General features: G+C 41.8%; 21 protein-coding genes. 8 read left to right on the forward strand and 13 right to left on the reverse strand.

Going from position 1 to position 22,519, the window contains the following annotated elements; all coding sequences use genetic code 11:
* Positions 1-145 precede the first annotated feature (145 nt).
* Positions 146-826, forward strand: a complete 681-nt coding sequence (locus tag BUA59_RS00685; protein WP_072837808.1) for a hypothetical protein — start codon at positions 146-148, stop codon at positions 824-826.
* A 56-nt stretch (positions 827-882) separates the two neighbouring features.
* On the opposite strand, the gene BUA59_RS00690 is transcribed toward BUA59_RS00685, so the two are convergent.
* Entirely contained in the window at positions 883-1,680 is a 798-nt protein-coding gene (locus BUA59_RS00690; protein WP_012069190.1) for a transglutaminase domain-containing protein, read from the reverse strand.
* Between the two features lie 284 nt (positions 1,681-1,964).
* Here BUA59_RS00690 and BUA59_RS00695 point away from each other — a divergent pair, with 284 nt between their 5' ends.
* A complete protein-coding gene (locus BUA59_RS00695) occupies positions 1,965-3,353 on the forward strand; it encodes an MATE family efflux transporter (RefSeq protein WP_072837809.1) in 1,389 nt (462 codons plus the stop codon).
* Positions 3,354-3,576: 223 nt separating this feature from the next.
* Here BUA59_RS00695 and BUA59_RS00700 read toward each other — a convergent pair whose 3' ends face one another.
* Positions 3,577-4,440, reverse strand: coding sequence for a LysR family transcriptional regulator (locus BUA59_RS00700; protein ID WP_072837810.1), 864 nt, complete (start codon positions 4,438-4,440; stop codon positions 3,577-3,579).
* 136 nt (positions 4,441-4,576) lie between these two features.
* On the opposite strand from BUA59_RS00700, the gene BUA59_RS00705 reads away from it, so the two are divergent.
* Complete coding sequence (locus BUA59_RS00705) at positions 4,577-4,978, forward strand: carboxymuconolactone decarboxylase family protein (protein ID WP_072837811.1); 402 nt, start codon at positions 4,577-4,579, stop codon at positions 4,976-4,978.
* A gap of 80 nt (positions 4,979-5,058) precedes the next feature.
* Here the strand turns inward: BUA59_RS00705 and BUA59_RS00710 are convergent, their stop codons facing one another.
* Positions 5,059-6,672, reverse strand: coding sequence for an NAD(P)/FAD-dependent oxidoreductase (locus tag BUA59_RS00710; protein WP_072837812.1), 1,614 nt, complete (start codon positions 6,670-6,672; stop codon positions 5,059-5,061).
* Between the two features lie 222 nt (positions 6,673-6,894).
* On the opposite strand from BUA59_RS00710, the gene BUA59_RS00715 reads away from it, so the two are divergent.
* Positions 6,895-7,722: a 5'-nucleotidase, lipoprotein e(P4) family gene (locus BUA59_RS00715; protein WP_072837813.1), complete on the forward strand. Its 828-nt coding sequence runs from the start codon at positions 6,895-6,897 to the stop codon at positions 7,720-7,722.
* A gap of 92 nt (positions 7,723-7,814) precedes the next feature.
* On the opposite strand, the gene BUA59_RS00720 is transcribed toward BUA59_RS00715, so the two are convergent.
* The 3 genes from BUA59_RS00720 to BUA59_RS00730 all read right to left on the reverse strand — a co-directional run bounded on the left by BUA59_RS00720 (position 7,815) and on the right by BUA59_RS00730 (position 11,633).
* Positions 7,815-9,251: an SLC13 family permease gene (locus tag BUA59_RS00720; protein ID WP_072837814.1), complete on the reverse strand. Its 1,437-nt coding sequence runs from the start codon at positions 9,249-9,251 to the stop codon at positions 7,815-7,817.
* Positions 9,252-9,308: 57 nt separating this feature from the next.
* Complete coding sequence (argC, locus tag BUA59_RS00725) at positions 9,309-10,247, reverse strand: N-acetyl-gamma-glutamyl-phosphate reductase (protein WP_072837815.1); 939 nt, start codon at positions 10,245-10,247, stop codon at positions 9,309-9,311.
* 165 nt (positions 10,248-10,412) lie between these two features.
* On the reverse strand, positions 10,413-11,633 hold the full coding sequence (locus BUA59_RS00730; RefSeq protein WP_072837816.1) for an MFS transporter: 1,221 nt from the start codon (positions 11,631-11,633) through the stop codon (positions 10,413-10,415).
* Between the two features lie 175 nt (positions 11,634-11,808).
* On the opposite strand from BUA59_RS00730, the gene BUA59_RS00735 reads away from it, so the two are divergent.
* Positions 11,809-12,177: a Fis family transcriptional regulator gene (locus BUA59_RS00735; protein ID WP_072837817.1), complete on the forward strand. Its 369-nt coding sequence runs from the start codon at positions 11,809-11,811 to the stop codon at positions 12,175-12,177.
* Positions 12,178-12,218: 41 nt separating this feature from the next.
* On the opposite strand, the gene BUA59_RS00740 is transcribed toward BUA59_RS00735, so the two are convergent.
* The 4 genes from BUA59_RS00740 to aguA form a co-directional block, all read right to left on the reverse strand.
* Complete coding sequence (locus tag BUA59_RS00740) at positions 12,219-14,087, reverse strand: cation:proton antiporter domain-containing protein (RefSeq protein ID WP_072837818.1); 1,869 nt, start codon at positions 14,085-14,087, stop codon at positions 12,219-12,221.
* A gap of 92 nt (positions 14,088-14,179) precedes the next feature.
* Complete coding sequence (hemG, locus tag BUA59_RS00745; protein ID WP_072837819.1) at positions 14,180-14,710, reverse strand: menaquinone-dependent protoporphyrinogen IX dehydrogenase; 531 nt, start codon at positions 14,708-14,710, stop codon at positions 14,180-14,182.
* Positions 14,711-14,925: 215 nt separating this feature from the next.
* Positions 14,926-15,903 carry a GTPase RsgA gene (rsgA, locus tag BUA59_RS00750; RefSeq protein ID WP_072837820.1) on the reverse strand — a complete coding sequence of 326 codons (978 nt, stop codon included), beginning with the start codon at positions 15,901-15,903 and terminating at the stop codon, positions 14,926-14,928.
* A 293-nt stretch (positions 15,904-16,196) separates the two neighbouring features.
* Positions 16,197-17,306, reverse strand: a complete 1,110-nt coding sequence (aguA, locus tag BUA59_RS00755; RefSeq protein WP_072838061.1) for an agmatine deiminase — start codon at positions 17,304-17,306, stop codon at positions 16,197-16,199.
* 484 nt (positions 17,307-17,790) lie between these two features.
* Here aguA and BUA59_RS00760 point away from each other — a divergent pair, with 484 nt between their 5' ends.
* Positions 17,791-18,063 (forward strand): hypothetical protein, encoded by a 273-nt coding sequence (locus BUA59_RS00760; RefSeq protein ID WP_012069204.1) that lies wholly within the window; start codon positions 17,791-17,793, stop codon positions 18,061-18,063.
* 70 nt (positions 18,064-18,133) lie between these two features.
* Here the strand turns inward: BUA59_RS00760 and BUA59_RS00765 are convergent, their stop codons facing one another.
* A complete protein-coding gene (locus tag BUA59_RS00765) occupies positions 18,134-19,483 on the reverse strand; it encodes a sigma-54 interaction domain-containing protein (RefSeq protein ID WP_072837821.1) in 1,350 nt (449 codons plus the stop codon).
* 166 nt (positions 19,484-19,649) lie between these two features.
* On the opposite strand from BUA59_RS00765, the gene BUA59_RS00770 reads away from it, so the two are divergent.
* On the forward strand, positions 19,650-20,120 hold the full coding sequence (locus BUA59_RS00770; RefSeq protein WP_072837822.1) for a hypothetical protein: 471 nt from the start codon (positions 19,650-19,652) through the stop codon (positions 20,118-20,120).
* Between the two features lie 54 nt (positions 20,121-20,174).
* On the opposite strand, the gene BUA59_RS00775 is transcribed toward BUA59_RS00770, so the two are convergent.
* Positions 20,175-20,975 carry a hypothetical protein gene (locus BUA59_RS00775; RefSeq protein ID WP_072837823.1) on the reverse strand — a complete coding sequence of 267 codons (801 nt, stop codon included), beginning with the start codon at positions 20,973-20,975 and terminating at the stop codon, positions 20,175-20,177.
* Positions 20,976-21,172: 197 nt separating this feature from the next.
* On the reverse strand, positions 21,173-21,934 hold the full coding sequence (hisA, locus tag BUA59_RS00780) for a phosphoribosylformimino-5-aminoimidazole carboxamide ribotide isomerase (protein WP_072837824.1): 762 nt from the start codon (positions 21,932-21,934) through the stop codon (positions 21,173-21,175).
* Between the two features lie 138 nt (positions 21,935-22,072).
* Between hisA and arfB the strand changes: the two genes are divergently transcribed.
* Complete coding sequence (gene arfB / locus BUA59_RS00785; RefSeq protein WP_072838062.1) at positions 22,073-22,486, forward strand: alternative ribosome rescue aminoacyl-tRNA hydrolase ArfB; 414 nt, start codon at positions 22,073-22,075, stop codon at positions 22,484-22,486.
* Positions 22,487-22,519: the final 33 nt, after the last annotated feature.

Genomic DNA, 22,519 nt, shown 5'->3' on the forward strand with positions numbered 1-22,519 from the left:
CTTGCTTTTATATGATGTTAAGCGCGCAAAGATCATATCTCATCTTACTTTTTTCTCATACTATAGCGGCGTCTTTACTACGATTAAATGTTTGTGGTGTTAGGCTATTTTTGCCGCTATTAATTTTTACAAGGGTTGTCACAATATGGTTTTCGAAGAGTATTCTCAGATAGTAAAAGGATTTCAGCTTGAGGCGTCATTATCGTTAACTGATAGTTTTGACGCATTGTGCGCCGCGCAGGATGCTCTGATTACTAAAATTGTCGAGAAAGGTGCCACGATCGCCGGTTGGAAAATTGTCGATAAAGATGGCGTGATTATTCTTTCTCCTATTTTTGACTTCCAAGTATTCGCCAATCTTGGCGACACTATTCCACATCAAGCATTTCGCGGTACTGAGTTAGAAGTGTGCTTTCAATTGACTGTACCAAGTACGACAGATGCAATGAATGAATTGGTTGGTGAATTGACATCTTTTGCAGCTGTCGAACTGATTCGTCCGGCTATTCACCCTACGAACCATTCAGCGTGTGATTTCTATTTCAACTACGGTGTTTTTGTCTCTCAAAAGCCAGTAGCTGGGGAGATACTTTTTGAAGGTGGTAATCAAGGTTATACCTTCTCTGCAGGATTGGATCAGCTTGTAGAGGCAAAGAAAGACGTGGTGAAGAAAGGTATACTTCAATGTATTCAACGAGGCTACGGCAATAAAGACTACTTTTTTATTACCGGAACCTTAAATGGATTAGTGTCAGCCGCTGAGTCTTTAGGTGTGAACCGAGTTATGAATCAGGGTAATGCTATTATTCAATTTGAGATAGTCTAATAGCTTCATTAATTGTGTCGCTTCATTAATTGTGTCGTTTCATAAGAAGTGCTGCTTTATCGCGTTGGTCCTTGCGTTTCTTGGACCTTAACATCGAGATTGAGCAGCTCTACCGGTGGCCCGAACTGGGTGTAGATTGCCACATCAGCAGCGTCTCGCCCAAAAGCGATAGCGACACGACCACCTTGTAAATCCGCTTGCGTTGGATCGAATGTGTACCAACGATTGCCAACGTAGGCTTCAAACCACGCATGTAAATCCATCGGCTCTAAGCCTTCAAGATAACCGACCACCATGCGTGCAGGAATGGCAAGCGCTCTACAGCAAGCAATGCCCAAATGTGCCATGTCTCGACAAACACCTCGTCCTAATCCGTTTAGCTCTGATGCACTTATGTTTTGTTCGCCTTCACCCGGTGTATACTGAATATTTTTGCGAATATAATCGACGATAGCACTGCATTGGTCATAGCCTGGAGTTAAGCCTGCAACGATGGATGACGCCATTTCAGTAAAATGATCGGAGTCGCAATAACGACTAGGGTGCAAAAAAGGTAAGGTTTCGTCGGGTAGTTGCTGGATATCAACAAAAGGCGCGCCGGGTGCAGTATCTGAAGCGTTGGCGGTTTCTATTACTACAGAGATACGAATCGAAAAATGTCCGACAGGAGCGACTAATCTTTGGCATAAGTTTCCAAAGGAATCGGTAAACTCAACTGCTGGCACACTAGGCGACAACACATATTCTTCTCGAGCAATCCATTGTTGCATACCGCTACGAGGGCGTAACATAAGCACAAAAGGTGACGGTGTCTCAATGTTGAACTCAAGAGTACTGGATGCTTCTAACCACATAAAACAACTCCCGAATTGATGGTTTACTCATTACAGTAGCAGCTATAAGTATGATCAGCTATAGAACATCTTTATATCTACGCTAAATAAATGAATGTGTGTTTAACTTATTCAGGTCTAAGCATCTAATGATGAAACATGGCTGATATTGCTGTTTTTAATACTTCTTATGATAAAAGCTCCCGTTTGATCTTTGCTTAGAATAATATCCTGGGACCCCATGATAAGAGCTTATGCTCTAAATACCTTTACCTATGGTGATGATCTAACCGGACGTATTTCGAATGACGACAGAATTACATAAAAATAATAATTTTCTTAATGCGCCTTTACCCTTTGTGTTTCTAAAAACAGCGGCACCGATTATTTTGATCATGATGGTGAATGGTTCGTTTGCGCTGGTGGACGCGTACTTCCTTGGTGTGTTTGTTGGCGCCGATGCCCTAACTGCCGTTACTTCTATGTTTCCTGCTTTTATTCTGATTGTTGCTTTGTCAACGTTAGTATCGAATGGTTTTGCCAGTTTGATGGCGCGGCAATTAGGCGCGGGAAATGGATCTAGTGCCGTGGAAGTGTTCTCGCAAGCGATTAGTTTGTCTTTAGTGGTCTGTGCTGTGCTGATCTGTTTGTTTTTACTAGGTGGACACGCGTTAACAGATGCTGTGAGTAATGGCTCAAATCTGATTGCCGATATGAGTTATCGTTATATATCTATTTTGGTCTTTTTCTCTCCCTTGGTCTTTGTTCTAGCTATTAATGGTGACAGTTTACGCTGCGAAGGGCGCGTTTCTTTCATGGCGTCGGTCTCTCTTTTGTCAGTGCTACTGAATGGCGTATTTAACTATTTGTTGATTGTCGGTTTGAATTGGGGGGTAGAGGGTTCTGCTTATGGCACTGTTTTGGCACAAACGGTCTCTTTAATTATTGTTTTTTGCTATCGGAAATATCAGAAAAACGAGCTTAACCTTCAGGTTGTGTCGTTTTCAAAATCTCGACAGCATTGGCTGACGTTTTTGTCTTTAGGAGCACCTTCGAGTTTAAATTATATCGGCTTGGCATTAACATCTGGTGCTATTTTATACAATTTGCAAACGTGGGATGCTGCTAATTATGCAACGACAGTGGGAGCTTATGGCATTATCACGCGTTTAATGACGTTTATTTTCTTGCCTTTGCTTGGGCTTAGCATGGCGTTTCAAGCGATTGTTGGTAACAACTTTGGAGCGAATGAGTTGAGCCGAGTAAATGCCAGTATTAAAATTGCTCTGACTATTGCCTTTGTTTATTGCTTGTTATTGCAGACGATAGCTTTTGTTTTTAAACGTGATTTAGGGATGTTGTTTGTTAGTGATCAAGCCGTGATTAGTGGGGTAGTACGAATTTTACCATTTTCTACTTTGGCGCTTTTTCTGGTTGGCCCGCAAATGATGATTAGCATGTTTTTTCAAGCCATTGGTGATGCAAAAAGAGCAGGCATTTTAGGCATAATGAAAACCTATGCGTTCTCTCTTCCGTTGATTTTTATTCTGCCGTACTTCTTTTCCGAATGGGGGATTTGGTATGCGGCTGCGAGTACTGAATTTCTTGCATTGTTACTGACTGTTTTTGTATTAAGTCAGCGTAATCGAACTCAAAACACAAGTCTTGGATTGTTTTTTAAAGAAACACAATGAGCTTTTAAAATACTCATTGTGTTTATTGTTCTTAAAGGTTTCCAACACCACTAGCACCACTGAGTTTGAGTGCTAAAGAAGGCCCTAGAGAATTGTCTATCGAAAAATGATGATTGGTTTTTTCAACTGAGATTTTTGTTAGACGAGCTAGAACACATCCGCTGTATGACCACGAATGACCAGTTTAAGTTTATGGTGAGAATATTTAAGGTATGGCCGTACCCTAATTAAGGCGATCTTGATGTGTCTTTACCAGCTCTGAAAGAAAATCCGCCACAGCGCGAGTGCGTTTCGATTGGGTTAAATCAGTCTGGATAACGAGGTAAATTTCTTGATTGACCTCTGGTGTGTCGATAAGGCAAACAAGTTCAGTGTGCTGTGCTACTAGGTGTGGCAACACCGCCACGCCGATTCCCGCAAGGCAAGCACTTACTTGTGTTGCTACCGATGTGGTGGTGATAATGGGCTCTTTTCCTGCTAATTGATTGGCTATCCATTGTGCTGCGGGCAAATGCTCGTAATGCTCTCCCCATTGAATAAAATTGTCATTAGCGTCATCGCGTTCCTTTTGGTAATGAGTGCTGCAGTAGAGTCCGTAGCCTAGCGTACCAACATGTTGGAAGCTGACATTGCCATTGGTTGGACGCACCATACGTAAGGCAAGGTCAGCATCTCGACGATGTAAATTGGCTGTATGAATGTCAGTGACAATATCGATGTGTAAGTTAGGGTAAGTTTGCTGAAAACGGCCTAGTGCTGGCAAAATGAGGTGAGTGGCGAGGTTTTCAGCCGTAGCGACTTTGACCCTTCCGATCAGTTGAGATTCCTTTTTCGCACTCTTGGTAAACGCAAAAGCGGCGGCTTCCATTGCCTCTGCTTTATTTAATAGATTTTTGCCTTCATCCGTCAGTTGGTAGCCTGTTTGAAAACGCAAAAAGAGCGGTGTTTGTAGACTTTGCTCAAGACGTTCTATTTTTCGTGATAGCGTAGCAATTCCCATGTCTAGGGATTTTGCTGCTACGGTAAGCGTGCCGAAACGGGCAAGCGCCAAGAAAGCTTTCGTATCGTCCCAAATCATCTCTTTCATAAGATATTCCGCTAAAGTTGTTTTTCAATATTGAAAAATGACTTCTCTATTTTTTCTAAATATTTCGATTATAAAAAATGACATAGTAACAAGCAATGTAACTGGTGTCCTTTTATGAAGTGTTTAGGAGAGAAAAATGAGTGAAGATCGTTATCAATTAGGTTTGAAAAAACTCGCTGAAATAGACGGTGAACAAGGCCAGAAAGTCGTCGATGCACTACAACCTATCGCGCCAGATTTCGCTACCTTGATGATCGAGTTTGGTTTTGGTGATATCTATAGCCGCTCTGGTTTGGATTTGAAGTCTCGTGAAATCGCTACCGTGGCGGCCTTAACCGCATTAGGCAATGCCGCACCACAATTGAAAGTCCATCTTCATGCTGCGCTCAATGTGGGCTGTTCACCAAAAGAAATCATCGAAGTGTTGATGCAAATGGCACTTTATGCTGGCTTTCCAGCCGCGTTAAATGGCCTTTTTGCCGCCAAAGAAGTATTTGCTGAGCGAGGTATTGATGTGACAGAAGGGGCTGATAAATAGCTTGTTAGCAAAAAGAAGAAAGGGCTGTCTATTCATTAGAGAGCCCTTTCTAGTTAGTTTCTATAAGCGATGTCTAATGGTTATTTGACTGCTTTAGCGTTAATACTCAATGCCATGGCCTCGGCGATTTTTATACCGTCGATAGCTGCTGACATGATGCCACCGGCGTAGCCTGCGCCTTCACCTGCTGGGAATAAGCCTTTTGTGTTGATGCTTTCTAGGCTGTCGTTATCACGTTTGATATTGATTGGTGCTGAGGTACGTGTTTCTACGCCAGTCAATAAAGCATCGTCAAAGGCAAAGCCTCTGATTTTCTTATTAAACGCTGGAATAGCTTCGCGAATCGCTTCGATACAAAAATCGGGTAAGGCATCCGCTAGGTTGGTTAGCTTAATACCCGGTTTGAAAGAGGGTTCCACCGTTCCAAGTGCTTTTGGTGTTTCGTTACGTAAAAAAGCACCGACGGTTTGAGCTGGCGCATCGTAGTTGCTGCCGCCCAATTCATAAGCAAGGCTTTCTAGTTTGCGTTGGAATTCAATACCAGCAAGTGGTCCACCTGGGTAATCGGAAGGATCAATGCCCACCACAATGGCGCTGTTGGCGTTACGCTCGTTACGAGAATATTGACTCATGCCGTTGGTGACCACACGATTTTCTTCCGACGTAGCGGCAACTACTGTACCGCCTGGACACATGCAGAAGCTGTAAACGGAACGACCATTTTTACAGTGGTGAACCAGTTTGTAATCCGCTGCCCCAAGAATTTCGTTACCCGCATTTGGGCCAAAACGTGCTTTATCGATAGACGATTGCTCGTGCTCAATACGAAAGCCAACCGAGAAAGGTTTGGCTTCGATATACACGCCTTTATTGTGTAGCATTTCGAAGGTGTCGCGAGCACTGTGACCAATGGCGATAGCAATGTGCTTGGAGTGTAATTGTTCGCCATCAGCAAGGGTAACGCCAGTGACTTGGCCATTTTCGATATGTAAATCATCGACGCGGCAGCTAAAACGAATCTCACCGCCTAGCTCAATAATCTGTGCACGCATTTTTTCGACCATGGCAACCAACTTAAAGGTACCAATGTGAGGTTTGCTGACGTAAAGAATTTCGTCCGGTGCGCCTGCAGCAACAAATTCATTAAGGACTTTTCGGCTGTATTGTTTAGGGTCTTTCACTTGGCTATAGAGTTTGCCGTCAGAGAAGGTTCCTGCGCCGCCTTCTCCAAACTGTACGTTAGATTCTGTGTTCAGAATCTTCTTACGCCAGAAACCGAATGTGTCTTTGGTACGTTCACGTACTTCTTTACCACGCTCCAACACGATTGGCTTGTAACCCATTTGCGCTAAAACCAAGGCTGCTAATAAGCCACATGGACCAAAACCAATAACGATAGGTCGTTCAGTCAAAGTTACCGGTGCTTGTGTAACCGGATGATAATCTAAGTCTGGTGTGACTTTGATTTGCTGGTGATCCGCAAATTGGCTAAGCAAAACATCGTTACACGTCGTTTCAACATCCAAAGTGTAAATCAACATGATATTAGTTTTCTTGCGCGCATCGTATCCGCGACGAAAAACGTTAAAGCTAACGAGTTTCTCGGCTGGAATTTCAAGCATGGATAAAATTGCGCTTTCTACTGCGCTAGCGTCGTGATCAAGAGGAAGTTGGATATTGGAAAGTCGTATCATAGGAATCAATAGTTAGAATGCTGGGTCAATGGCTAATAGCGGGGATAATACGATATTTTCGTTGAAAAAGCTGTTCTCAAATGGCTGCGAGATGGTTTTTCTAACAAGATTGACGTTCTTTATTGTTTGAATAAAAGAGGAAGACGAATAGACAAAGAAGGTGTATTTTTTGCAAGAAGCGTTTATTGAGTTACATATGTGTCTATAAATAAGAGGTTTTTAATGTCTTCAATCACTTTTCGTACACTGGTTCTGTCAACTGCACTGCTAACGGGCGGTTTTTCGTTCACCGCTTTTGCTCAAGAATCTGATTATTCGGCCAAAGACTTAAACGAACAGTTGGTTATGTCGACCTTGTGGATGCAAGCCTCTGCTGAATATAAGGCTTTGTCTTATCAAGCGTTTAATTTGGCAAAAATGCAATTTGATCAATATGCTAGCCAACATAAAGGCAGCAAGAAAATCGCGGTGATTGTCGATGCTGACGAAACAGTTATCGACAACAGCGGTTATCAAGCTTGGTTGATCGGTAAGGATTTTGGCTATTCAAGCAAAACATGGGGCGAATGGATGGATGCTGCACAGGCGAAAGCCATGCCGGGCGCGACTGAGTTTCTGAACTATGTGGCGAGCAAAGGTGGTGAAGTATTTTATATAACTAACCGTAAAGCATCAGGTTTAGAAGGCACACGTAAAAATTTAAAAGCTTTAGGGTTTCCTAATGTGGATGATGCGCATTTGATGTTGAATACGTCTACTAGTAACAAAGAGCCTCGCCGACAACAAGTGGCAGAGAGCTACGACGTTGCGTTGTTGATGGGTGATAACCTAAACGATTTCTCCACCGATTTCAGAACCAAGGGTTTAGCGGAAAGTGATGCAGCGGTTGAGAAAAATAAAGCGCTGTTTGGTACAACATTTATCATGTTACCTAATCCGGCTTACGGTGATTGGGAAGGTAAAGTTTATGATGGTAATTGGGGCGCTTCTGCAGCAGAAAAAGACCAAATGCGTAAGTCTAAGCTTAACGTTTGGCAGCCAACGAAGTAGGTTTCTATTTTAAATATTAAATAGCTTTGTCATTAACAAGCCGCTTATCTGAATGGATAGGCGGCTTTTGTCTATCTTAGCTAAGAACTTACCTAAAACATACCGAGAATATGCCACCAGACGAAGTTCAGTGGTAGCAGTATCAAGCTTGTTAAAACAAAGGTCGCTAAGCAAACCTTAGTGACGGCGCTGATGGATAAATTGCCAAGCGCAATCGCGGTAATCAGTGGCGGCGCCTGATAAGGCAGTAACACGTTGGAAAAAGCCAATACTTGCGTCATTAGCACTGCATGGCTAGAAAGGCCGGTGATGCTGGCTAAATGCTCAGCCATTGGGGTCATAATAGCGGGAACACCTGCCAAATTAGTCACCACAGCCACGCAAGTGGAAATAAATGTCAGCAAGCTCAAATTCAGTAAAGTTGAATCTTCTGAGAAAGGAATGACTTCGGTTAAATAATTAACCAAGATATTACCAAGGCCTGAGTAAGCAATGATCGCGCTTAATCCTATAATGCCTGCGGCAAATAGCAGTGTGCCATACTGAATGTCTTTATCGATGCTATTTTTTGCCATCAATCCAAGGCTTGGCCATAGGCAAACTAATGCAGCAATTAGCCCAACCCAACCTGCTGAAATATGATGCAGCGAGTCTGTGAACCAGAAAGCAAAACAAACACAAAGCACAATTAACAACCGTGTTTCTATTTTTGTCATGGCTGACTTTTCGATTGTCGCTTGTATCGCTTGGTTTGGTGCTTTATCTGGAAAAAGCCACAGAATAACGCCAACAGTCATGATTAACTTTCCAAGTCCTAAGATAGGGAAGTGCAAAAGTAGATACTCACCATAAGAAAAGGGTGCGTTATAAAGCGCTTCGGCCATACCTGAAAGCAGCATGTTAGGCGCGTTCGCAGGCAAGATAAAAAAGGCAGGTAAAAAGGTTCCAAATGCCGCGGCCAATAACATGCCTTTTCGGCCATTAGAGTCTTGATCATAACCAAAATGATCTGCAAGGGAAGCAATGATCGGGATGATGAGTACGATACGACTTACGCCAGAAGGAATCAAAAAGGCCAATCCCATCGCAAACAACGCAATTTTGATAATAGTGCCTTGGTAGCTATTGCCAAGAATCAGCATTAATAAACGTGTTGCGCGAGAGTTGATCCCCGTATGATTAATCGCTGCACCGAACACCATACCGCTGAAAAGTAACCAAAATGTCGACGATTGGAATCCTGCGAATATTACTTGTGTCGGAGCGAGCTGTGTTGCCGTCGCAAAGGCAAATAAGCCCAAAGCTGGCCAATAAGCTGGCACCAGAGACGTCGCCCAGAAGGCGATACAAATGAACAGCAATCCAGCAGTCAGCGATTGGGGGAGCGTTAGAAATTGATAGGAAATAGCGCCTATGGCAAACGTCATCGCTAAAATTAGATAAAGCGGCCAGCTAGGTTTGCTTGGGATATTCAGTGAAGGTGTCGGTGTTGTTTTGGTGACATGTGGAGACTTATTTTTATTATTCATTTGAGGCTCTAAGGCATAAATCCCGCCTTCTTTGAAAAAGAAGGCGGGATAAGATGACTAGCGAAGGTTAACTGCGGTTGCTTCGTCAAAACCTAACATGATGTTTAGGTTTTGTACGGCAGCGCCAGACGCGCCTTTACCGAGGTTATCCAGTTTTGCGACAAGAATGCCAGACTTGTTGCCTGGTTCACTTAGAACCGAGAGTTCGATTTGGTTTGTGTCTTCAAGACCATGTGGCGTCAAGAATGGTGCTGAGTTATCGGCAACCACATTAAAGCCATTTACCGTTACAAACGTGTCGTTGGCATACACTTCGGCCAATTTAGCTTGTAACTGCTCCATGGTGACATCGCCTTTTAGCTGAATTGGCAAGAAGGTCAACATGCCCTGGCGGAAGTTACCAACACTAGGAACGAAAATGGGTGCGTTATCCAAGCCTGACCATTTTTTCATTTCAGCTAGATGTTTGTGGTTGAAAGACAAACCGTAAGCACCGAATATCGGCGCATTGTTAGTGCTTTCATAACGGTCAATTAGCGCGTTGCCGCCACCACTGTAACCAGATACGGCATTGATTGAGTAATCATAAGACGCGGATAATAATCCAGCTTCAATCAATGGTTTCAATAGCAAAATCACGCCAGTTGGGTAACAACCTGGGTTAGAGACAAACTGCGCATCTTTGATTTTGTCGCGTTGAGTGACATCAAGTTCAGGCAAGCCATATACCCAGCCTTCGGCGACACGATGGACAGAACTCGCGTCCAAAATACGACAGCCTTCTTCTTTTGCCAAAATAACGCTGTCTTTTGCGGCATCATCTGGTAGGCAAAGTACTGTTACATCGGCTTCTTTCATCAGGCGACGCTTTTCTTCTACATCGCGTTTTTTATCTTGGTCGATACTGATGATTTCAATGTGTGGGTGGTTAACTAGACGGTCTTTTACTTGAAGACCTGTTGTGCCTGTTTCGCCATCAATAAATACTTTTTTCACAGCGTGATTCCTTACTGGATGTCTTAAATCAAAGCAAAAGCAGGAGGTCAATGTGAGTTTCCTGCTTTTTATCGAATGTTTGGGTCGAATGTTATCGTGAGCAAATAGTGTAATGCATCATGGTGCAGCTTAATAGTTGAGAGCTTTGCTTAATCTTAAAAAAACTTATTTATCACCTCTTTGATGTAAATAGCGTAAGCCAAGTGCAGCGGTTAGCAAAGCAATAATGCCTCCACAGGCGATAGCCCAACGAGCACCGAGTAAGTCGGCAGTCCAACCGACCAAAGGCCCACCAATTGCCGAACCTCCTACAGAGGTTGCTAACAAAATAGCAATGACTCGACCGCGTATGTATTTTTGTGCACTGAGTTGAATTAGGCTGTGTACGGATGTGGTAAAAAGTTGAGTAGTCATGCCTATTAAACTGAGTGAGACAGCAAATAGCCAAAAATTAGGAATGATCGAGGCTATCAAGGCAATTCCCCCAAAGCCGATAGCTGAAAAGGATATAAAACGAACATTAGGGTTTTCTCGGTTAGCGGTAATCATGGCGCCGACAATAGACCCTACTGCCATAATAGACATCAGAATGCCAAATTGCTGAGAGTTACCAGTAAACACATGAACGGTCATTGACGTCAGATAGACAGTGAAGTTTAGCCCAAACATAGCGAAGAAAAAGAACATGGTGATGGCAATGATCATGTCTGGACGTTGGCGAATATAATGAAATCCATCAAATAAGGTGGCTTTACTAGATTTGCTAGAATCACTTTCGACGCTTGGAAGTAAATTTACTGGTTTGGCCTTTATCATATAAGTGATGGCTATAATTGGGATAAAGGACAAGGCATTTAGCGCAAACACCCAGCCAGCACCCATTAATAGAATTAAAAAACCTGCGATAGCAGGGCCAATCATCCGAGCGCTATTAAATGAAATAGAATTCAAAGAAACTGCGTTAGCTAGATCTTTATCAGCAACTAAATCGGCTACGAATGCGTGTCTCGCTGGAGTGTCGAATGCGGTAAAGCAGCCGAGTAAAAAAGCGAAAATATACATGTGCCACAGCTCAAGGTGACCATTTAGAATCATGATGGCTTGAACCAGCGCGAGCAAACCGCGCAAGCTTTGTGTGACGATAAGTAGTTTGCGGCGATCGAAGTAATCAGCAGCCCAACCAATGATAGGTAAGAAAATAAATTGCGGAGCAAATTGCAGAGCGACAACAATACCTACTGCAGTGGCGTTTCCGTTAGACAGTTCTGCAATCACAATCCAATCTTGCGCAGTACGTTGCAGCCATGTGCCAATATTTGAGACAAAAGCTCCCATTGCCCAAAGTCGATATTGCGGGTTGCTCAATGAGCGAAATGTTTTGTGCAAGATTATCTCCGATGATGCGGCGCTTTATGTAGAAGCTTTATATTGAAACGGTGTTTTGAAATTATAGCAGGTTATTTTTTAGAAGAAATGCATGATAGTGAATCTGCTTGATCAACTTGGTTGAGGTTGTGCGACAGGTTACACTTTCGGCTTCTTAAATCAGTAATGTATTTTTATGAAGAAATCCGATAAAAAAATCGATAATGCACTTCGTGGAGCGTTAACGAATGTGTGTGAAACAGCACTGGGTTCAGTGGAAGGTTTTGTCTGGCTAACGCATTTAGTTAATTACAATACGTTTCCTAATTCGCTAAAGATCGTTTGTGTTTTCGAAACCGATGAGGCCTTGTCTAAAGCCATTGAGGCGAAGCAAGATGATTACTTTTATACGCTTATTAATAATGAGTTAAGCACCGTAAACATCAAGCTAAACCAGCTTCGTCAGCAAGTTAGCTTTGATACAGAAGAAGCTTGCGAGCGCTCCCATGCGGGAAAATGGAATGAACGGCTCGCCAAACTACAAAGTAAAGTGGCGCTCCATTAATGTATTTAGCACTAACTTTTTAGTGCTAAATACGAATATTCTTAGTCATCTGCTTGAGCTTGAATGTCTTTCATGGCTTTTTGAAGTTGTGGGTTTTTCTCTTCAAGGTATTTTTTTAGACGAGCAATAAATACGGTGTTTTCATGGAAGGGTACACCTATCTGATGTGCATCGGCTACTTCCACCATAGATACTTTGTCGTGCTGATTAAACACGTCAATCATCTGTTCGGCTTTTTTATGAGAAATGCCAAGTGCTTCAAAAGCAGACCGTCCCATACGCAAGCTACTGTCGTAGTTTTCTCGAATAATGTCGCGACATCCCGAAGCCCATAAATCGTAAACGTGATTGTTGTCGAAAGCTCTCGCGATAACGTGTAGATCAGGGTAGTGCTCTTTGACATATTTGACGAGCTTGGTAATTTGCTCTGGATCATCAATGGTAATAATCAACAATGATGCTTCATCTATGCCTGCGGCTTCTAATAAGTCTGGACGGGTGGCGTCACCGAAGTAGTTTTTAACGCCAAAATGCTGAAGTGCTCTTAATCGCTTTACGCTGAAATCAATCACTGTTGAATGATAACCAGCCAAACGCAAAAGGTTGTCTATCGTACTTCCCATTCGTCCGGAACCAGCAATAATGATTTTATTGTCATCGGGTAGTTCATCGTGTGTGCCGGCAGTTTGGTCGGTGGCATAACGAGGCGCGATAACACGATCATAGATGATGAATAGCATTGGCGTGAGCAACATAGACAACGCCACGACAAGTAGTAGAATGTCGGCAACTTCTTGTGATATCACTGCATTACTGACAGTAAAAGACAGTAAAACAAAACCAAACTCCCCGGCTTGGGCAAGGCCTAGCGCAAACAGCCATTTGTTTGAACCACGAATGTTAAATATCCGTCCTAATATTAACAACGTGGTAGCTTTCAGCAGAATTAGACCAACAGTTAAGCCAAGAATAGAGAAAAAATGACTAGAAAGTAGGGCGAAGTTTATGCCAGCACCGACGGTCATAAAGAATAATCCCAGCAGCAAGCCTTTAAAAGGAGCTATATCACTTTCTAACTCATGTCGATAAGGTGAGTTAGCCAACACCACGCCAGCTAGAAATGTTCCGAGTGCAGGAGAAAGTCCAACCAAAGACATGAGTAGAGTTGTGCCGATAACGAACATCAACGCGGCGGCAATAAAAAGTTCTCTTAATTGTGTGACTGCGATAAAACGAAAAATAGGCGTAACTAAAAAGCTACCGCTTAAAATCACTATACCAATAGCGCCGATGGTGACTAATGCAGTTTGCCATGCTTCTAAACCATCGACTAAAGATACTGAATGGCTTCCACCCTGAGATATCTCTGCCGCATGACTTAAAGATTCGATGAGTTCTGGTGTGGCAAGCAGAGGAATAAAGGCCAACATTGGGATAACGACAATATCCTGAGCGAGCAATACGGCGAAAGATGATTGGCCGCCATCTGATTTCATTAAACCTTTTTCAGTCAATGTTTGAATGACGATGGCGGTTGAAGATAGAGCAAGTACTAAACCAATAGCTAAGCTGGTACGCCATTCTTGGTTTAACAGCATTCCTAATCCCATAATAAGAAGGGCTGTTAACACAACTTGCCCACCACCTAAGCCTAATAATTTAGACTTTAATGCCCAGAGTTTTTTAGGGTTTAGCTCTAGTCCGACAAGAAATAACATCATGACAACACCAAGTTCGGCAAAGTGTTGAATAGAAACAATGTCTACTTCTAATAGGGTTAGTAATGGACTAATAATGATGCCAGCTAACAGATATCCTAAGACAGACCCCAGTCCTAGGCGTGACGCAATAGGAACAGAAATGACCCCCGCAACCAAAAAAACAAAGGTTAATAGTAGTGCGTCAGTCATTTCATCTTTTCCTTTTCTAATAACTGAATAGAAGAACTAAATGTTTTAATACTTTAAATCGCAGTTTTTGCTGTGAATTGTTTGTTATCGTTTTATTGCATATCGCAAACAGCTTGAGCAAACTGATCAACACTATTCCAATCGGTAAATTCTATATTGGTTTTGGGATCTGTTGGCCCTTTTGTCATCCACATTATGAAGCGGATCATGTTGCGATCGATAAAACCGTATTTTGGATAGTTTAACTTACCAGCAAAAACACCTTCTAAACTTGGCTTCCAATCTAGTTGAGCCAAAAGTTTAATAATGTACGGGTTGGTATCAGGTTGGCACTTTTCAGGTTTACGAGCAACAAGGTTAACGGTGTAAAATGCACTTGGTTTGCTTTTAAGCTGAGTTTTATTCTGCTCAATAAAATCAATCACAACTTTCTGATGTTTGCCATAGCGTATACTGGCACCAATGACTACCTTGTCGTGATTGGCTAAGGTTTCAGCGCTTGCTTCTTCTACTGGTAGAAGGGTGACGGTATGGCCTTGGCTCTCGATAATGGCTTGCATTTTAAGGCTTATCTTTTTTGTGTGACCGTCTGTTGTTGAATAAATCAGTAAAGTATTAGACATGGTGATTCAGAAAAGCTGCCTCTGTTGGAGTGGAGTGAAAACGAATAGAGGGACTTGTTATAAACACTCAAAGGCTTGCTGTAAAGGACACTTGCTTTTCTTCCCGAATTTTATCTACTGTTGCATAAAAATCGTATAAAAATATCACATAAAAAAAAGCGGACTATTGAGTATAGTCCGCTTTCTGTTTTGCTAATTTGAGATTGCTCTTAATATTACTCAGCAGAACTGTGTTTTCGAGCGCGGATATCGGATTGTGCGCTACGGTAAAACTTTTCTTGTGGTTTAGATCTGGTAACTTGATCATCATCGCTGTCTTCATTACGAAGTAACATAAAGTCAGCCACACGTTGCTCATCTAAACGATTTGCCTTAACTGCGCCTTTGATGGCACAACCAGGTTCGCCTTGGTGATGACAGTCACTGAAACGGCATTCTTTTTCCAATGCAATGATGTCAGCGAAATTGGCAATAGCGCTGCTATCGAATTCAGCAAGTTGTAGTTCACGCATGCCTGCAGTATCTAGCAAAATAGCACCTGATGGCATGATCTTTAAGGCGCCCGAATCACCAATGTTTCTTTGTGCTTTGCCTTCGGCCGTGGTTTGCATCAAGGTATTGATCAATGCAGATTTACCAGAACCAACCGCGCCAAGTAAGGCAATGGTTTTACCTTTCTTAAGCAAAGGCGATAAACAGCGTAGGCTGTCAGCATCCAAAGCATTAACCGTTTCTACGATGAGTAACGGATCAAGTTTTTCTACTTGGGCACGTTTTTCAGCTGCGTCATTACAAGTATCTGCTTTTGTAAGTATAACAACTGCATCTGCTTGAGCTTCATGAGTAAGTTCTAAATAACGTTTAATCAACGCTAAATTGAAATCTTGATTTAATGCACAAATTAAAAATACAGTGTCTATATTTGAAGCGATGTTTTCAAATATAGAACTTGGTTCTAAAAGGCGTAGGAAGTTTTGTTCAGTGTCAGTAATAACCCAGTCACCGACAGCCATGCTTGGCATATCGGAATGGTTTTCTAAAGTGAAAAAGCCGAATTCACTGACAAGCTCGTAGCTGCTGTCTTTTTGAGAGCAGATACGTGCAATGCGGTTAGATTCTAAATCATCCAATGATAACTGTTGTTGAAAGTAAGCCTGCCAGCCTAAGTCCAATAAAGTAAACGTGGAATCCATTGATATTACCCCAAGCGAAATACGCCATCGTAAATAAGAAGCAATGCGCTTCAATTAGTACAACCGAACATAAGCAAAAATTTGATTATGTTCTAGCCAGAAAATACACAAAACACCAATGCGTTATAAACCGTTTTTACAAGGCGCTAATACACGAGATTAGCACAGTGTGTGTGCGCTACAAACAGAAATATTAGTGCCATAAAAAAGGTTTATCATCTTGGTATTTATATTGAATATAGGCATAACATATATAACCAATATAATAATCCGTTAAGGGCTTATTAGGGCTCTTAAACTGCTTTAATAGAGCACTTTTCAGGAACTTGCTGAGTAATACAGTGGATGTTTCCGCCACCTAATAATATATTTCTGGCGTAAACACCTATTACTTTATGCTCAGGAAATGCCTTTTGTAGAATCTCCTTTGCTTGTTCATCAGTTTTTTCGCCGAATGTTGGAAATACAACACTGTTATTCGTAATTAAAAAGTTGGCGTAAGAAGCTGCAAGACGTTCTCCGACTTGGCGATTCATATAATCACTTTCTACTAAGTTTTTTGCTTCATCTTCTGATACAAAAAGCGGCCCCGGCATCGGAAGCTTAATAATCTCTAGTGTTCGGCCTTTTGCATCGATTGCTTGGCTTAGGACTTTTAGCGCCGCTTTACTGATGGCATATTGTGGATCGTTTGAGTCTTCACAATCTGTTAATGCGACAACACCTGGACGAACAACATGCATAATGTTATCGACATGGCCGTTAGTCTCATCGTTATAAAGCCCATCTTTAAGCCAAATGATTTTTTCAACATTTAAGTACACCTTTAATAGGTCTTCTATGTCTTCTTTGCTTAAATGCGGATTACGGCTTGGGTGAAGCAAACATTCTTCTGTCGTATATAAGGTGCCTTCACCGTCCACATGAATGGAACCGCCTTCTAAAATTAACGGCGCGTGGTAAACATAGTCACCTGTGACAGTGGCCATTTTTGCGGCGACCGCATTATCTTGCTCCCAAGAATCGTATAAGCCGTCTAGTTCGCCACCCCAAGCATTAAATTGCCAACTATTTGCACGGCGTTCGCCTTGATCGTTCACTACATAGGTCGCACCTATGTCACGCATCCAGCAATCATCGGACGGCATCTCAATGACTCGGATTTTACTAGGCAAAGCGAGGCGAGCTTGTTCATAATTCTTGGCATCGGCAATGAAGGTGACGTCTGTTGATTGTGCGATTGCTGTAGCAACAGCAACAAACTCTTTTTGAGCATGTTTGCCTTTTTCTCGCCAGTTGTCTTCGCGGGTTGGCCAAGCCATCCAAACTTGCTCTTGCGGTTCGTGTTCCGCAGGCATACGAAAGCCATCTAATCTTGGTGAGGTGTACAGCGTAGAGCTCATTAATATGTCCTTAAAGGTCGCTTTTATAAATAAAGCATAGATTTTGGCCAATTCTATGGCAGACATACAAACATTCAAGAGTCTTTTTGTGTATTCCATGAAATTAGCTGTTTATTTTGTAGTGTTGTCTGTTTATTTCGTGGTGTTTCCTGTTTATCTCAGAGCATTGATGGCTTATGAGCCACATTTTTTGCGTCTTTACAATTACTCGACGGAAACAGTTACCGAGTAGTTTTGTAAAAACTACTTATTAGCTTGCTGTCTAGTAGTTATGTTGGATGAATGTTTTTTAATAAAATTCTTTAATATCAATATCTTGTGCGTTTTTTTGAAAGTTGGCACAAGCTTCGCAATACTCTAAGGGAAATCAACGATATGAACTTCAGTTCTTTTGTTCAGGTCGTTGAGTTGATTACTTGGGAAGGCTGGATATAAACGCAGCCATGACGCCCAAATTTTAAAAAACTAAATGGAGGTTACCATTATGAATATTAAACGCACTCTACTAAATACCGCTTTGGTTCTTGTTACTGCTGGTACATTGGCAGCATGTGATCAGAGTTCTGATGACAACAAAGTAGAAGACGCTATGTCCAATGCTGGTGATGCTGTTGAGCAGACAATGGATAATGCTGGTGAAGCGCTAAATAACGCGGGCAATTCAATTGAAGACACTATGACAGATACAGGTAATGCCATTGAAGACAAGTGTGAAGAAGCGAAAGAAGGCATGAACGCCAAAGACACTGATTGCTAAAACGAACAGAAAAAAGGCCGAGTTGATCGGCCTTTTTTCTAACGTTCTTTTTAAGGTAACTGTTATTGCTTTATAAAAAATCGGTATGTTCGTATTTATCGAGTTTGTTATATAGGGTTTTGATACTGATACCAAGTTGATGGGCAGTATCTGTTTTGTTTCCGTCATTGTTTTTCAGTGTTTTTAAGATGGCGATTTTTTCTATGTCATCTAGGCGCATACCAGTAGGAATACCTGCTGTTTTGTCTATCTCGGTTTGCTCACTGAGATCATTGGTTATTAGGTGTTCTGGATGAATAATATGATCGGCTAGAATGTAAGCCCGCTCAATGGCATGTTTTAACTCTCGCACATTACCGGGCCAAGTATAGTGGTTAATCTTTTCTAGACTTTGTGCTGAAAATTGTTTGTGTTGGCCATCTTTAGCGTTGCGGTAAGACAAAAAGTGTTGAGCAAGGCCACATGCATCACCTTCTCGGTCTTTTAATTTTGGAACCATGATAGGAAATTGAGCTAAACGAAAATAGAGATCTTCGCGGAATACTTCATCGCGGATAGCATCGCTTAATGTACGGTTAGTTGCAGCAATAATTCGTACGTTGGCCATTTTTACTTGTTGAGCGCCGACTGGTTTGTATTCACCACTTTCGAGGACTCTTAAAAGTTTTACTTGCTGTTCGTATGGCATCTCGGTGACTTCATCTAAAAAGAGTGTACCGCCTTCTGCTTGCTCGAAAACGCCTTGATGATCTTTGTGTGCTCCGGTGAAAGCACCTTTAACATGGCCGAATAATTCACTGTCGATTAACTCCGGGCTAAGCGCACCGCAGTTGATGGCGACAAAAGGACCTTCAGCGCGTTGGCTGAAAACATGTAAAGTATTGGCGATAAGTTCTTTACCTGTACCGCTTTCGCCCATGATAAAAGCATTGGCTTTGGTTGCTGCGACTTTTCGAATAGTGCGATAAAGCGAATGCATGGCAGTTGATGAGCCGACTAATAAGCCAAATTGATCCAGATAACTGGTTTGGGTATTGGCATTTTCGTGAGAGCGGCTTAGTTCACTAAAGACTTCTTTCAAGGAAGATTCAATCAGCTTTAAATTGTAAGGCGCACGATAGTGAAATCCAGCACCTTTATGCATTAGGTGATCTAATATTGGATCTGGTTCGCCTTTGCTGAAAAATAAGAACTCTGTTTTATATAGAACAGGGCTGCTAATAAGTTCTTTTAAGGCAACATCATGCAATGAATTTACTTCGATAAGAGCAACATCACATTGAGCGACAGATAGCTGATCTAGCCAATTTTCATCTTGATGACTAATGTTTAACTCATACTGTCGAACGCCATTTAAAGAAAGTAGATTTGAAGCTAATAATGGATCTTGAACATGCATAAATAGCTTTGGTGAAGACATTATTATTTTCCCTAGATAGAACAGAAGAGTGATCGTGAAAATTTATAGAGTTATGGAATCATAGGTAGATAAGCTTGTCCTAGCCTTTTGCAGTAACTTTGCATTAAACACGGCCTTAATTATCCTTATTTGCACAAAGCTCACCCTTTTTTGAAAGGAGACAGACATGCTTAAAGACCATAGAACAGAAAAAATGCTTTATCCCAATAGGGATTCACGTATTTTATGTGACATGCTTTCTATGTGTTTTGACGGTTTTTTTGCTAACTCGGCATTATGTGGGCGAGTAGGGAATACACTTGATAAGCACGTGTTTAAAAAAGTGTCGTCTTTGTATAGGCGGTTAGCTGAACGCCTGCTACATAGTGTAGGAACGCTGCCGGAAGATACTGGTACAATGAACCCAGAGCCTGGCTATATAGCAACAGCATACTTATCTGCCCTTAATGCGGCGGATAAACATGCATCGAGTCGTGTCATGTCTGTGAATTGGCAGGTAATAAAGCGTATCGGGAAATTAGTTCGAGAGTTAGACAATAAGTTATTTGCCAGCATGATTATTGATTATTTGGCGTGCATTCAGATGGTATTGGACAATGCGCAGAAACGCAGAAAAGCCGCTAAGTTGGTTAAATAAAAAAAGAGCCTAATTTAAGCTCTTATTTTGTTTGTTTACTTAACGATAATTAGGTTATTCGTTATCAACGACTCGATAGTCTAATTTACCAACAATAGTACCGTTATTACCTGATGTGGTTACATTGAAACTTGCGTTATTCTTTTCTTTTTTGGGGTTAACGGTCGATATGACTTCGCCATTAACAACAAGTTGATACGTTTCTGAAAACGTAATATGCATGTCTTCTGATTTAGGGTTCTCAAACAAAATATTGTCTTTTAAACGAATGACTCGACTTTCGCCGCGAACCCATTGACCCACAAGTGGTTGTGCTTTAAATGTCATGTTGTCATGAGTAACCGTCGCTTCAGATAAGAAAATTCGAATTAAGTCACCATTCATAGCGACTTTTTCTCGGTCCTCTACACGTGCATTTAACAAAGCAATGGCGGTATTCGTCTTGCTGATGTATGAGCGTAACTGCTGAATTTCTGAGTTAATTTCTTTCGAATTTAATTGCCCTGTCGCTAATAGTCTTGGTAGCTCGGGCGCGTTTCCTACTCGATTTTTGAGTTCTGTAAAGTTGGCGTTAGCCAATTTTCTTTGTGTATTAAGTTGCTCGGCCAGATCTGTATTACTATCAGGACTGCTGGCTTTCGAGCCGTTGCTATTATTTGTCTCAGTAATAACACTCGTTTCTACAGTAGCAACCTCGTTGTCTGTAGTTTTGCTTGGTTTAGTTTGTTCTGTGTTTACTGTGTTTGGAGTAGAAGTTTTCTCAGTTTGCTTGTTTTGTAAATCTTGAAAAATTGGCATCGAGCAAGCACTTAGTAAAAGCGTTGCAAGTAAAAGGCCAGAACGAAATGTAGGCATTTAATAATCCTGAGATTAGAAGCGAAAATAAGTGACTAAGTATGCGGCATGGCGGATAGTATGTCGAGCTGAAGTACCTGTTGCCGATGCGAGTATCTTATTTAAAAGTGTAAATAAAATCTCTTATGAATCTTTGAGATAATAATGTAATACAGAGAGAGTGAGAGACAAGTTAACGGCTCGTCTCTCTTTGGACTTTATTTTTGTGACTGATTCCACAAAATACATTCGTCTAGCGTCACGCCTTTCCCGCCAAAAATATCTAGCGCACTGCCGATAGTTAAATCAACTAAGCCATTGGACAATTCATTAACACGCTTAAGGTCAGCCAAAGAACGAGCGCCACCTGCATAGGTTACTGCAACCGGGCAGCCTTGACCAAGTAATTGAACCAAATCTTCGTCAATACCAGCCTGTAAGCCTTCAACGTCTGCAGCATGAATAAGAAACTCATCACAGTGGTTTGCCAATTCAATAAGGTTTTCTTGGTTTACTTGAGTAGATGTAATGGTTTGCCAGCGATCGGTCGCAATATACCAGCCGTCTTTTGTACGACGACAGCTTAAATCTAATACTAAACGATCAGTACCTGTTTCGCGTTTGATTTTGTCTAAGCGATCCCAAGAAAACTCACCATTTTCAAACAAATAAGAAGTGACAATAACGTGAGAAGCGCCAGCTTTTAAGTAGCTTTCAGCATTGCTACTGTTAACACCGCCGCCAAACTGTAAACCATTAGGATAAGCGCGCAGTGCGCTTAAGGCTTCTTCTTGGTTACCTTTTCCTAACGCAATAACATGCCCTCCAACGAGCCCATGTTCACGATACATATTGGCATAATGCTCAGCATTGTGTTCGCTGATAAAGTTCTCTGTGGCGCCTTTGTCATTCAGACTGCCACCAACAATTTGCTTAACTTTGCCTTGGTGTAGATCGATACAAGGACGGAATTGGGTCACAAAAAACTCCTATTTGGTCAGAAAAAAATGGCGATTGTAACCGATAATGTACTGAGAAACGATGTACCAAAGCAAACACTTATTAAGCCTGTTATAATCGTCGGTCATTCAAATAGAAAGATATATAAAGCAATCATCATGCTACAAATTACCCTCGCCGTGGCGATCCCAGACCACGAAATTGAATTGACCGCTATACGAGCACAAGGCGCAGGCGGCCAGAACGTGAATAAAGTCTCTTCCGCCATTCACCTTAGGTTTAATGTCGCTAGTTCTTCTTTGCCGGAATTTTATAAAGAGCGTTTGTTGGTGTTAAGTGATTCTCGTCTTACTAAAGATGGTGATATTGTGCTTAAAGCCCAGCAACATCGCACCCAAGAATTGAATCGAGAAGACGCATTGGCAAGACTTAAAGAACTGATTCTTGAAGCTGTTCGTGTGCAAAAAGCGCGTAGACCGACCAAACCATCGCGCTCTTCGCAGAAGAAACGAGTTGATCAGAAAAAACAAAAAGGCCAAATCAAAAGTATGCGCCGTAGCAATTGGGATTAGAATTTTACCTTACGTTATGAGTAATACTTGTTT

It is taken from the genome of Marinomonas polaris DSM 16579, from assembly GCF_900129155.1.
Classification (GTDB): domain Bacteria; phylum Pseudomonadota; class Gammaproteobacteria; order Pseudomonadales; family Marinomonadaceae; genus Marinomonas; species Marinomonas polaris.